12 protein-coding genes and 2 tRNA genes are annotated in these 12,559 nt (G+C 53.2%); 9 read left to right on the forward strand and 5 right to left on the reverse strand.

The features are described 5' to 3' along the window. Positions 1–3 precede the first annotated feature (3 nt). The 3 genes from pmrB to dacB are packed head-to-tail and all read right to left on the reverse strand — an operon-like array spanning position 4 to position 3,142. Positions 4–1,047, reverse strand: coding sequence for a two-component system sensor histidine kinase PmrB (pmrB, locus tag FU672_RS11475; protein ID WP_148243335.1), 1,044 nt, complete (start codon positions 1,045–1,047; stop codon positions 4–6). Next, positions 1,044–1,706, reverse strand: coding sequence for a two-component system response regulator PmrA (pmrA, locus tag FU672_RS11480; protein WP_148243336.1), 663 nt, complete (start codon positions 1,704–1,706; stop codon positions 1,044–1,046). Before pmrA ends, pmrB begins: the two co-directional genes overlap by 4 nt. Positions 1,707–1,708: 2 nt before the next feature. Then, positions 1,709–3,142, reverse strand: a complete 1,434-nt coding sequence (dacB, locus tag FU672_RS11485) for a serine-type D-Ala-D-Ala carboxypeptidase (RefSeq protein WP_148243337.1) — start codon at positions 3,140–3,142, stop codon at positions 1,709–1,711. A gap of 227 nt (positions 3,143–3,369) precedes the next feature. Between dacB and greA the strand changes: the two genes are divergently transcribed. Further along, complete coding sequence (gene greA / locus FU672_RS11490; protein ID WP_014171793.1) at positions 3,370–3,846, forward strand: transcription elongation factor GreA; 477 nt, start codon at positions 3,370–3,372, stop codon at positions 3,844–3,846. Positions 3,847–3,997: 151 nt separating this feature from the next. On the opposite strand, the gene yhbY is transcribed toward greA, so the two are convergent. Further along, positions 3,998–4,291 carry a ribosome assembly RNA-binding protein YhbY gene (yhbY, locus tag FU672_RS11495; protein WP_003861814.1) on the reverse strand — a complete coding sequence of 98 codons (294 nt, stop codon included), beginning with the start codon at positions 4,289–4,291 and terminating at the stop codon, positions 3,998–4,000. A gap of 127 nt (positions 4,292–4,418) precedes the next feature. Here yhbY and rlmE point away from each other — a divergent pair, with 127 nt between their 5' ends. From rlmE to FU672_RS11525, 6 genes are all read left to right on the forward strand, one after another. Continuing rightward, a complete protein-coding gene (rlmE, locus tag FU672_RS11500) occupies positions 4,419–5,045 on the forward strand; it encodes a 23S rRNA (uridine(2552)-2'-O)-methyltransferase RlmE (protein WP_010436004.1) in 627 nt (208 codons plus the stop codon). A gap of 102 nt (positions 5,046–5,147) precedes the next feature. Further along, positions 5,148–7,082, forward strand: a complete 1,935-nt coding sequence (gene ftsH, locus FU672_RS11505; RefSeq protein ID WP_148243338.1) for an ATP-dependent zinc metalloprotease FtsH — start codon at positions 5,148–5,150, stop codon at positions 7,080–7,082. Positions 7,083–7,178: 96 nt separating this feature from the next. Then, complete coding sequence (folP, locus tag FU672_RS11510) at positions 7,179–8,027, forward strand: dihydropteroate synthase (RefSeq protein WP_148243339.1); 849 nt, start codon at positions 7,179–7,181, stop codon at positions 8,025–8,027. Beyond that, a complete protein-coding gene (gene glmM, locus FU672_RS11515) occupies positions 8,020–9,357 on the forward strand; it encodes a phosphoglucosamine mutase (RefSeq protein ID WP_148243340.1) in 1,338 nt (445 codons plus the stop codon). The genes folP and glmM overlap by 8 nt, the downstream gene beginning before the upstream one ends. A gap of 223 nt (positions 9,358–9,580) precedes the next feature. Further along, positions 9,581–9,913 (forward strand): preprotein translocase subunit SecG, encoded by a 333-nt coding sequence (secG, locus tag FU672_RS11520; RefSeq protein ID WP_148243341.1) that lies wholly within the window; start codon positions 9,581–9,583, stop codon positions 9,911–9,913. Positions 9,914–9,922: 9 nt separating this feature from the next. Continuing rightward, positions 9,923–10,009, forward strand: a tRNA-Leu gene (locus FU672_RS11525). Between the two features lie 152 nt (positions 10,010–10,161). Here FU672_RS11525 and argG read toward each other — a convergent pair. Next, on the reverse strand, positions 10,162–11,508 hold the full coding sequence (gene argG / locus FU672_RS11530; protein ID WP_148243342.1) for an argininosuccinate synthase: 1,347 nt from the start codon (positions 11,506–11,508) through the stop codon (positions 10,162–10,164). 287 nt (positions 11,509–11,795) lie between these two features. On the opposite strand from argG, the gene FU672_RS11535 reads away from it, so the two are divergent. Next, a tRNA-Met gene (locus tag FU672_RS11535) sits at positions 11,796–11,872 on the forward strand. A gap of 207 nt (positions 11,873–12,079) precedes the next feature. After that, positions 12,080–12,532 (forward strand): ribosome maturation factor RimP, encoded by a 453-nt coding sequence (gene rimP, locus FU672_RS11540; protein ID WP_014833432.1) that lies wholly within the window; start codon positions 12,080–12,082, stop codon positions 12,530–12,532. Positions 12,533–12,559: the final 27 nt, after the last annotated feature.

Here is a 12,559-nt window from a genome sequence, read left to right on the forward strand (position 1 = left end):
TTTTTATTCCAGCGTTGAGGGCAGCCAGCAGCTGGCGATTAAACCACCTTTAGCGGCATTCTCAAGCGTCAACCTGCCGTGGTGGAGCTGAACGATGCGCTGCACGATACTCAGGCCCAGACCGCTGCCACCGTAGCGCTGGTCAAGACGGCGGAATGGCTCAGTAATTGACTGTCGGTGCGCTTCATCAATACCAGGACCCTGATCGATAACGCTGATCTGAGTACCGCCTTCAACTCCGGTTAAGGTCAACTCAATCGTTGTCCCTGGAGGGCTGTAACGTCCGGCATTCTCAAGCAGGTTGCGCAGCATCAGACGCAGAAGCACGGCGTCTCCCTGAACCGTGAGCGCGCTTTTAGCGGGCCATATCACCGTATGGTCTTTGGCTTCATGCTCCAGGCCAAGCGGGGTGATGATATTGTCCGTCCAGTTAACGGTTTCGTAGTGGCCGCTGGCCATTGCCTGTCCGGCACGGGCCAGCATCAGAAGTTGCTCAACGGTATGCATGAGCTGATCGATACGACTAATTAACGTCGCGGCCTGTGGCGCGCCTGACTGCGCCATGAGCTCCAGATGAAGCCGGATACCGGCAAGGGGCGTTCGAAGCTCGTGTGCGGCGTCAGCGGTGAAGAGACGCTCCTGCTGAATGGTATTGTCCAGCCGGGCGAGCAACTGGTTCAGGGAGGTTGTCACCGCGCCGATTTCCTCCATGTCGGAATACATAGGAAGTGGAGTTAAGTTATCCGCCGAACGGTTAGCCAGGCTGGCACGCAATTTATTCAGGGGCCGGGTTATCCAGGTGACCGCCCAGAATGAAAACAGCAGCGTGAAACCGACCATCACCAGAGAAGGGACGAGAAGGGAAGCAATCGCCTCGCGGATCTCTTTTTCGACATGGTTATTACGGGCTTTCGCCGACAGCGTTTCATTAACCAGAAAACCAATCTGCTCACGGCTTTCATGCCACAGCCAGATGACGCTTATCAGCTGGAAAAATAAGAGAATGACCGCCAGCAGCACCATCAAACGCCGACGCATGCTGTTCATTTCTGACTCTCCAGGCGATAGCCAACGCCACGGACGGTTTTGATTCTGTCCTTGCCGAGCTTGCGACGCAGGTTGTGAATGTGAACTTCAAGGGTATTTGACCCCGGATCGTCTTGCCAGGAGTAGATATCCTGCTGGAGCGTTTCTCTGTGCACCGTTTGCCCGCTGCGCATGATCAGGCGCGTCAGCAAGGCGAACTCTTTTGGCGTCACCTCTACCGCCTGATCCTGGCGCAGTACCTGCTGGGTTTGCAGATTCAGCGTAATATCGCCGTCGGTCAGTAAGTTATCACTATGGCCCTGATAGCGGCGAATCAACGCCCGCACCCGAGCCTGCAGCTCCGCAAGCGCAAAAGGTTTCACCAGGTAATCATCCGCACCTGCATCGAGGCCGGTGATACGATCCTCAATGGCATCGCGTGCCGTCAGGATCAATACCGGGTTGGCGATACCGCGGCGTCGCCACTGGCTGAGCAGCGTGGCGCCGTCTTTATCAGGTAAGCCCAAATCGAGGATCACCAGACTGTATTCTCCGCTCTGAATCAGAGCGTCCGCCTCTGCTGCGGTACCGGCACAGTCGAGGGCATACCCTTCACTGGCCAGCCCCAGCGCCAGCCCTTCCTGCAATAACAGATCGTCTTCAACTATGAGTAGTTTCATCGCTAGTTATTCTGGTAGATGTCCTTATAAAGCCTGCTTTCGAAGCGAACAAGCGGAATACGACGATTGCGCTGGTCGGTTGGTTCGACGGCATAGCCGGAAAGATACTGCACGAATGCCATGCGTTGTCCGCTGGCGGTAGTGATGAAGCCTGCAAGGTTGTAAACCCCCTGCAGTGAGCCTGTTTTAGCGGATACTTTGCCATCCACACCGGCAGCATGAAGCCCGGCGCGGTACTGCAGTGAACCGTCATGCCCGGCCAGCGGCAGCATTGAAATAAAGTTTAGCTCAGTGTCATGCTGTGCAATGTACTGAAGCACCTGCATCATCGTGGCCGGAGAGATCAAATTATGACGCGATAATCCGGAGCCATCGACGGCGATAGTATTACCCAGCTCGATCCCGGCCTGCTGGCGCAGGATCTGACGAACGGCGTCTGAACCCGCGCGCCAGGTTCCCGGCACGCCGAAACGTGCGTGACCAATCATGCGGAACACGGTGTCGGCAATCATGTTGTCCGACTTTTTCAGCATGATTCGCAGTAAATCGTGCAGCGGCGGAGACTGTTTGCTGGCGATGACCGTGCCGGGCTGGTTGACCTGCGTCTGGCGAAGCAGCGTGCCGGAGTAGGTTATTCCCGCTTGTTTCAGTTCATCTTTCAGAATGGCGCCCGCGTAGCTGGCACCGTCCTGTATCGCAAAGGCCAGCGGCAGCGGATCGGCGCGCTGCGTCAGGCAGCCGGTAAGCGTGAAGCGGTTAAGATCGCCTGGCACGACGTCCAGCTCACAATATTGCGCATCCGGGGAGCCTTTCGCCAGCGTGCGGACCTGGCTAAACATCGTGACCGGGTAGTAGGACGCTATGCGGATAAACGCTAAATCATCTGCCTTTGGCGCGCTGTAAAGCGAAACCGAGAAGCAGTTACGGTCGACAATCGCGGCGGCAGGCGGGGCGCTAAAGCACTGGGTCATGTCGTTCCACGGCCAGCCAGGGGCTTTATCGTGGCTGGCAAAGATGGACGTATCGATCAGCACATTGCCATCAATTTTCTGCACGCCAGATTTTTTCAGCACCGCAACCATATTGCGGATATCCTGGCGCTTAAAGGTTGGATCGCCGCCAAAACGGGCGATAAGATCGCCTTTCAGCTCACCACCTTCGACGTTACCCCTGGTCTCGAGTGTGGTTGTAAAACGGAAGTCAGGCCCGAGCTGGAGCAGGGCGGCGAGGGCTGTGATCACCTTTTGGGTACTGGCAGGCAGCGCCATCTGTTGACTGTGATAGTCAATCTCGGGAGCCTGTGCGCCAACCTTCTGCACCATCAGGGCAAGGTTCGCGCCTGCGGGGAGCTGATTAATGTACTCATCAACATTCGCGGCCTGGGCGGTGAACGTTATACTGGTAGTCAATCCGATGATAAATCTGGAAAATCGCATAATCTCGCGCTAACAACCCGAAAACAAACCGTCATACTACGGTGCATGGCACTGCAAAGTAAACGATGACCCATAGTGAACTTCGCGGTAAAATGCATATCAAATTGAAAAATTGCTGCTGACCTGGGCATTGCTCCCGGGTCGGTTTTCTTTTTGCTTCTTGCCCGCTTAGGGGGGCAGGAGCAGGGAACACTGCTCCCAACAGGAATGTTTAAGAGGTATAACAAATGCAAGCTATTCCGATGACCTTACGTGGTGCCGAAAAACTGCGCGAAGAGCTGGATTTTCTGAAATCCGTGCGTCGCCCTGAAATCATCGCCGCTATCGCGGATGCGCGCGAGCATGGCGACCTGAAAGAGAATGCTGAATACCACGCCGCGCGTGAGCAGCAGGGCTTCTGTGAAGGCCGTATTAAAGATATCGAAGCAAAACTGTCCAATGCACAGGTTATCGATATCACCAAAATGCCTAACAATGGGCGTGTGATCTTTGGTTCTACCGTGACCGTGCTGAACCTGGACAATGACGAAGAGCAGACCTATCGCATCGTGGGTGATGATGAAGCAGACTTCAAACAGAACCTGATTTCAGTGAACTCTCCGATTGCTCGCGGCCTGATTGGCAAAGAGCAGGACGATGTTGTCACCATCCGCACCCCTGGCGGTGAAGTGGAATATGAAATTATTAAGGTTGAATACCTGTAATTCGCTTCTCTACTAAGATGTTGATACATTGTAAAGAAAAGAAAAAGGCCGCATAGCGGCCTTTTATCAACTCAAGGAGCATGGCATTTTGCTCGCCTGCTGACAGAAATCCCTCGTTTCACACAGAAAATGTGTTTGATTCAGGATATCCTTAGCGTGGCAGCGAGATTTTACGCTCTTTAGATGGGCGGTAGAGCACCAGCGTTTTACCGATGACCTGTACATTACAGGCGCCGGTTTCGCGCACGATGGCTTCCACGATCAGGTTTTTAGTGTCTCTGTCTTCAGAGGCGATTTTCACCTTGATCAGCTCGTGGTGTTCCAGCGCTTGTTCAATCTCGGCAAGCACCCCTTCGGTCAAACCATTGTTGCCAAGCATCACTACAGGCTTGAGCGGATGTGCCAGACCTTTAAGGTGCTGTTTTTGTTTAGTACTCAGATTCATCGTATATTTTTGCTTACGTTGGGATTGAAAACGGTTCATTCTACCGCCATCTCCCTTATATCGCCAAATAGCAGCGTAGAAATTTACGTCAAAAGTAGGCAACGATGAACCCGGACGGAAAAGTTAAATGACAGGTAAAAAGCGTTCTGCCAGTTCCAGCCGCTGGCTTCAGGAACACTTTAGCGATAAATATGTTCTGCAGGCGCAGAAAAAGGGGTTACGTTCCCGCGCCTGGTTTAAACTTGATGAAATACAGCAAAGTGACAAACTTTTTAAGCCGGGGATGACGGTTGTTGACCTCGGTGCGGCACCTGGCGGATGGTCCCAGTATGCGGTAACGCAGATTGGCGGAGCGGGTCGAATCATCGCATGCGATCTTTTACCAATGGATCCCATCGTCGGTGTCGACTTCCTTCAGGGCGATTTTCGTGATGAATTAGTGCTGAAAGCGTTACTTGAACGTGTGGGTGACAGTAAGGTTCAGGTTGTCATGTCTGATATGGCACCAAATATGTGCGGAACACCGGCGGTGGATATCCCCCGCGGCATGTATCTGGTGGAGCTAGCGTTAGAAATGTGTCGTGATGTACTAGCGCCTGGTGGTAGTTTTGTTGTGAAGGTGTTTCAGGGCGAAGGTTTCGAGGAGTATCTTAAGGAAATTCGCTCCCTGTTTGCGAAGGTTAAAGTTCGTAAGCCGGACTCTTCCCGGGCCCGTTCCCGTGAAGTGTATATTGTAGCGACCGGGCGAAAATGATAACCGGTAGATTTCAGGCGAAAGTTTGAATGAAACTGGATATAGAGTATCCTGACGCTGTTTTTAACACAGTTGTAATGTGAGGTTAATCCCTTGAGTGACATGGCGAAAAACCTAATTCTCTGGCTGGTCATTGCCGTCGTGCTGATGTCAGTATTCCAGAGCTTTGGGCCCAGCGAGTCGAATGGCCGCAAGGTGGATTATTCTACCTTCCTGCAGGAGGTCAATCAGGACCAGGTTCGCGAAGCGCGTATCAACGGACGTGAGATCAACGTTACCAAGAAAGATAGTAACCGTTACACGACTTACATCCCGGTGAACGATCCTAAGCTGCTTGATAACCTTCTGACCAAAAACGTCAAGGTGGTTGGCGAGCCGCCAGAAGAACCAAGCCTGCTGGCTTCTATCTTCATTTCCTGGTTCCCGATGCTGCTTCTTATCGGCGTCTGGATCTTCTTTATGCGCCAGATGCAGGGCGGCGGTGGCAAAGGTGCCATGTCGTTCGGTAAGAGCAAGGCGCGTATGCTGACGGAAGACCAGATCAAGACCACATTCGCTGACGTTGCCGGTTGTGACGAAGCGAAAGAAGAGGTGGGTGAACTGGTTGAATACCTGCGTGAACCGAGCCGTTTCCAGAAACTGGGCGGTAAGATCCCGAAAGGCGTGCTGATGGTTGGCCCTCCGGGTACCGGTAAAACCCTGCTGGCGAAAGCCATCGCAGGTGAAGCGAAGGTGCCGTTCTTTACTATTTCAGGTTCTGACTTCGTCGAAATGTTCGTGGGTGTCGGTGCATCTCGTGTGCGTGACATGTTCGAGCAGGCCAAGAAGGCAGCACCGTGCATTATCTTCATCGATGAAATCGACGCCGTAGGCCGCCAGCGTGGCGCAGGTCTGGGCGGTGGTCACGATGAACGTGAACAGACGCTGAACCAGATGCTGGTTGAGATGGACGGCTTCGAAGGTAACGAAGGTATCATCGTTATCGCGGCGACTAACCGTCCTGACGTACTTGACCCTGCGCTGCTGCGTCCAGGCCGTTTCGACCGTCAGGTTGTGGTGGGGCTGCCGGATGTTCGTGGTCGTGAACAGATTCTGAAAGTTCACATGCGTCGCGTACCGCTGGCACCAGATGTCGACGCGGCAATCATTGCGCGCGGTACCCCGGGCTTCTCCGGTGCGGATCTGGCGAACCTGGTCAACGAAGCTGCACTGTTTGCCGCTCGCGGTAACAAGCGCGTCGTATCGATGGTGGAGTTTGAGAAAGCGAAAGACAAGATCATGATGGGTGCGGAACGTCGCTCCATGGTGATGACGGAAGCGCAGAAAGAATCCACGGCATACCACGAAGCAGGTCACGCGATTATCGGTCGCCTGGTGCCGGAACACGATCCGGTGCATAAAGTGACGATTATTCCGCGCGGCCGTGCGCTGGGTGTGACCTTCTTCCTGCCTGAAGGCGATGCGATCAGCGCCAGCCGTCAGAAACTGGAAAGTCAGATTTCTACCCTCTACGGTGGTCGCCTGGCAGAAGAGATTATCTACGGTGTGGAACATGTTTCTACCGGTGCGTCCAACGACATCAAAGTCGCGACAAACCTGGCGCGTAACATGGTGACGCAGTGGGGCTTCTCCGACAAACTCGGTCCGCTGCTGTATGCAGAGGAAGAGGGTGAAGTCTTCCTGGGCCGTTCTGTGGCTAAAGCGAAACATATGTCCGATGAGACGGCACGTATCATCGACCAGGAAGTAAAATTGCTGGTAGAGCGTAACTATGCACGTGCTCGCCAGATCCTGAACGACAATATGGACATCCTGCATTCGATGAAAGATGCGCTCATGAAATATGAGACCATCGATGCACCGCAGATTGACGACCTGATGGCGCGTCGTGAAGTGCGTCCGCCAGCAGGCTGGGAAGACCCAGGCGCTTCCAATAATTCTGACAACAATGGCACCCCGCGTGCGCCGCGTCCGGTTGATGAACCGCGTACGCCAAATCCGGGCAACACCATGTCAGAACAGTTGGGCGACAAGTAAGTCACTGCAGTTGACGCGTTTGTCTGTACTTCAAACCCTGGAGCTTGCTCCGGGGTTTTTCATTTCTGTTTAACCATATATATCAGGGATTTCGCCATGAAATTATTTGCTCAGGACTCGCATCTCGATCTTTCACATCCCCATGTGATGGGGATCCTGAATGTTACTCCTGACTCCTTCTCTGACGGCGGCACGCATAACACGCTTATCGAGGCGGTTAAGCACGCGAATTTAATGATTAATGCGGGTGCCACCATCATTGACGTTGGTGGCGAATCGACGCGTCCTGGTGCGGCGGACGTGTCTGTGGAAGAAGAGCTGGCGCGCGTGGTGCCGGTGGTTGAAGCGATTGCGCAGCGTTTTGAAGTATGGATCTCCGTTGATACCTCTAAACCAGAAGTGATTCGTGAAGTGGCGAGTGTGGGTGCTCACATTATTAATGATATTCGTTCACTCACTGAGCCTGGCGCACTTGAAGCCGCGGCAGAGACGGGGTTACCGGTATGCCTGATGCACATGCAGGGTCAACCGAAAACCATGCAGGAAGCACCGAAGTATGACGATGTCTTTGCCGACGTTAATCGCTTCTTTATTGAGCATATTGCGCGCTGTGAACGTGCCGGTATCCCAAAAGAGAAATTGCTGCTCGACCCGGGGTTCGGTTTCGGTAAAAATCTCTCACACAATTATGCGTTGCTTGCGCGCCTGTCGGAATTCCATCACTTTGGCCTGCCGCTGTTGGTGGGTATGTCGAGAAAGTCGATGATTGGGCAGTTGCTGAACGTGGGGCCGAGCGAACGCCTGAGCGGCAGCCTGTCCTGCGCGGTGATTGCGGCGATGCAGGGCGCGCACATAATTCGTGTCCATGACGTCAAAGAAACAGTAGAAGCCATGCGTGTGGTGGAAGCCACACTGGCAGCGAAGGAAAACAAACGCTATGAGTAATCGTAAATATTTTGGTACCGATGGTATCCGTGGGCGTGTAGGCGATGCTCCCATCACCCCTGATTTTGTCCTGAAGCTCGGCTGGGCTGCTGGCAAAGTGCTGGCGCGTCATGGTTCACGTAAGATCATTATCGGTAAAGACACCCGTATTTCGGGCTATATGCTGGAATCAGCGCTGGAAGCGGGTCTGGCGGCTGCTGGACTGTCCGCCTCCTTTACGGGCCCAATGCCAACGCCTGCAGTCGCGTATCTGACGCGCACCTTCCGTGCGGAAGCGGGGATTGTCATCTCGGCTTCTCACAACCCGTTCTACGATAACGGCATTAAATTCTTCTCCATTGACGGCACCAAGCTTCCGGATGACGTGGAAGAGGCTATTGAAGCCGAAATGGAAAAAGAGATCACCTGTGTTGATTCCGCAGAGCTGGGTAAAGCGAACCGTATCGTTGATGCGGCGGGTCGTTATATCGAATTCTGTAAAGGTACCTTCCCGAATGAGCTGAGCCTGGCTCACCTCAAAATTGTGGTGGACTGTGCTAATGGCGCGACCTATCACATCGCCCCGAATGTCTTCCGCGAACTGGGTGCGAAAGTGATCACCATTGGCTGCGAGCCGGATGGCCTGAACATTAACGAGCAGGTGGGTGCAACTGACGTTCGTGCCCTGCAGGCGCGTGTTCTGGCGGAGAAAGCCGATCTGGGTATTGCGCTGGACGGCGACGGTGACCGCGTGATCATGGTCGACCACGAAGGTAACAAGGTCGACGGCGATCAGATCCTCTACATCATTGCACGTGAAGGTCTGCGTCAGGGCCAGCTTCGCGGTGGTGCGGTGGGTACGCTGATGAGTAACATGGGCCTGGAACTGGCGCTGAAACAGCTCGGTATTCCGTTTGTCCGCGCGAAAGTGGGTGACCGCTATGTGCTGGAAAAATTGCAGGAGAAGGGCTGGCGCATCGGTGCAGAAAACTCGGGTCACGTGATCCTGCTCGACAAAACCACCACCGGCGACGGTATCGTGGCCGCGCTGCAGGTGGTTGCTGCCATGGCGCGCAACCATATGAGCCTGCACGATCTGTGCAGCGGCATGAAAATGTTCCCACAGATCCTGGTGAACGTACGTTTCACTGCCGGTAAAGGCGATCCGCTGGAAAATGAGAACGTGAAAGCGGTAATGGCTGACGTTGAAGCGGCCCTGGGCAATCGTGGACGCGTGCTGCTGCGTAAGTCCGGTACCGAACCGCTGATCCGCGTGATGGTGGAAGGTGAAGACGAAGCGCAGGTTAATGAGTTTGCACACCGTATTGCGGATGCTGTAAAAGCTGCATAGTCTTGCACGCTAAATGTTTAAAAAGGCGACTTTTGTCGCCTTTGTTTTGAGCAACTAATGGCTTTTTGCTGTTTTTTTCCGCAGTTGATACAATGCGTCAAAATTGCCCTTGCGAAGGCCATTCGCTTTGGTTAGTATTCACACCCGCTTCAGTGGGAAACAAAAATCCTGCTAATTGGTCGAAGCATTGGTATGCGGCAAATCCGCAAGGAACAGGTTGATTATGTACGAAGCTCTTTTAGTTATTTTCCTTATTGTAGCCATCGCTCTCGTAGCGCTGATTATGCTGCAGCAAGGTAAAGGCGCTGATATGGGAGCCTCCTTCGGAGCAGGCGCTTCCGGTACGCTGTTTGGTTCAAGTGGTTCTGCGAACTTCATGACCCGCACAACGGCGATTCTGGCTACGCTGTTCTTCATCATCAGTCTGGTGCTTGGCAATATCAACAGCAACAAGACCAGCAAAGGAAGCGAGTGGGAAAATCTGAGCGCGCCAGCGAAAACTGAGCAGACTCAGCCAGCTGTACAGGCTAAGCCAACCAGCGATATCCCGCACTAAGTATTCTGTACCGAGGTGGTGGAATTGGTAGACACGCTACCTTGAGGTGGTAGTGCCCTAACGGGCTTGTGGGTTCGAGTCCCATCCTCGGTACCAATATTCCAGAAGAAAGACGTCGAAAGACGTCTTTTTTTTCGTCTGTATATTGTGTGGCGGGCAAAATGGCGGGTGGCGCTGCGCTTACCCGCCCTACAAACACCAAACAAAAAAGGCGCCGGTTGGGCGCCTTTTGCATGACTTACTGTCAATTATTTCTTATCGCTGTGTTCCAGGTTTTCAACCTGTGGCAGACCATTACCGGAACTGGCGGAGAGCAGGCCATTCTCAATATAGTTGAACAGCTTCTCGCGGGTATCGGTGATATCCAGGTTACGCATGGTCAACTGACCAATACGATCGTCCGGTGAGAACACGGATTCACCTTTCTCCATGGTCAGACGCTCTGCTTTATAGGTCAGGTTGTCAGACACCGTATTCAGGATGGAGTAGTCGTTACCGCGACGCAGCTCCAGGGTCACTTCACCAGTGATCGCGCTTGCCACCCAACGCTGCAGCGCATCACGCAGCATCAGTGCCTGTGGATCGAACCAGCGGCCCTGATACAGCAGTTTACCCAACTGACGGCCATGAGAGTGGTACTGCTCAATAGTGTCTTCGTTGTGAATGCCGGTCAGCAGACGCTCGTAAGCGATGTGCAGCAGCGCCATTCCCGGGGCTTCATAGATGCCACGGCTTTTCGCTTCGATGATACGGTTTTCAATCTGATCGCTCATGCCCAGACCGTGACGACCGCCAATACGGTTAGCTTCCAGCATCAGCTCAACATCATCAGAGAAGGTTTTACCGTTCAGCGCAACCGGGTGGCCGCGTTCGAAACGCACGGTCACTTCTTCTGCCGGGATCTTCACGTTCTCGTCCCAGAACTTCACGCCCATAATCGGGTTAACGATCTTCACGCTGGAGTTCAGGAATTCCAGGTCTTTCGCTTCGTGCGTCGCACCCAGCATGTTGGAGTCGGTGGAATAGGCTTTCTCGACTGACATCTTATAGTCGAAACCGCAGGCGATCATAAACTCGGACATCTCATGGCGGCCACCCAGCTCGTCGATGAAGTCGGTGTCCAGCCACGGCTTGTAGATCTGCAGTTCGGCGTTGGTCAGCAGGCCATAACGATAGAAACGTTCAATATCGTTACCTTTATAGGTGCTACCGTCACCCCAGATGTTGACGCCGTCTTCTTTCATCGCTGCAACCAGCATGGTGCCGGTGACTGCACGGCCCAGCGGGGTGGTGTTGAAATAGGTCAGGCCGCCGGTGGTGTTATGGAATGCACCACACTGAATAGCCGCGATACCTTCAGCGACCAGTTGCTTACGGCAGTCAATCAGGCGCGCGTTCTCCGCGCCATACTCTTTAGCGCGACGAGGAATGGCATCATAGTCGTCCTCATCCGGCTGACCCAGGTTCGCAGTATAGGCATACGGAACCGCTCCCTTCTGGCGCATCCACAGCAGTGCAGCGCTGGTATCCAGGCCGCCTGAGAAAGCGATGCCAATACGTTGTCCTACCGGAAGATGCTTGAGAATCGTCGTCATAGAATAAAACCCTGCTTGATTGACTGATTAGAGACCGCTTTCGCTCTCTTGTGCATTTTTATGCAAAATAAGTGAGTATTCATTTAATCATCTTTTGGCGAAGACCGGAAGAGAGTCGTGCGTTTTTTGTAAAAATTTTGGTCTGATTGATCTGGCGGAAGTCGCCTTGACAGGTGGGGTCAACTATCAATATACTAAACGCCGATTTTACGTCCCGTCTTCGGTACCAAATCCCAGCATTATTTGCAAATTCTGTCCAAAACGCGTAGAATTTGCCACGTTTCAGGCGCGGGGTGGAGCAGCCTGGTAGCTCGTCGGGCTCATAACCCGAAGGTCGTCGGTTCAAATCCGGCCCCCGCAACCACTTTCCCATAAAGTTCTTTTTCAAATATACTGTGAAGACTTAGAGTCTTCGTAGCTGGATTTGAAAAAATTCTTTCAGAAAGTGCTCCAGGCCACAGTTGTGGCTATAGGGTTCAGTTATCTAAAGCCCCGATTTATCGGGGTTTTTTGTTATCTGACTACAGAATAACTGGGCTTTACGCCCTTTTTTTATGTCTTGGGGGTGGGCTTGTCCACATTAGAGCAAAAATTAACAGAGATGATTACTGCACCGGTCGAAGCACTGGGCTACGAACTGGTCGGCATCGAATTCGTTCGCGGCCGTACATCGACGCTGCGCATCTATATTGATAGTGAAGATGGCATCAATGTTGATGATTGTGCTGATGTCAGCCACCAGGTGAGTGCGGTTCTTGATGTTGAAGACCCGATTACCGTTGCGTACAACCTGGAAGTTTCCTCACCTGGCCTCGATCGCCCGATGTTCACGGCCGAGCACTATGTGCGCTTCACCGGTGAAGAAGTGGCTCTCGTTCTGCGTATGGCCGTACAGAACCGCCGTAAATGGCAGGGAATTATCAAAGCCGTTGATGGTGAAATGATCACGGTGACAGTCGAAGGCAAAGATGAAGTGTTCGCGCTGAGTAATATCCAGAAGGCGAACCTGGTTCCCCACTTTTAACAGTCTGGATTGAGGTGAAAAGCCCGC

Origin of the sequence: Enterobacter asburiae (assembly GCF_008080435.1) — a bacterium.
Taxonomy (GTDB): domain Bacteria; phylum Pseudomonadota; class Gammaproteobacteria; order Enterobacterales; family Enterobacteriaceae; genus Enterobacter; species Enterobacter asburiae_C.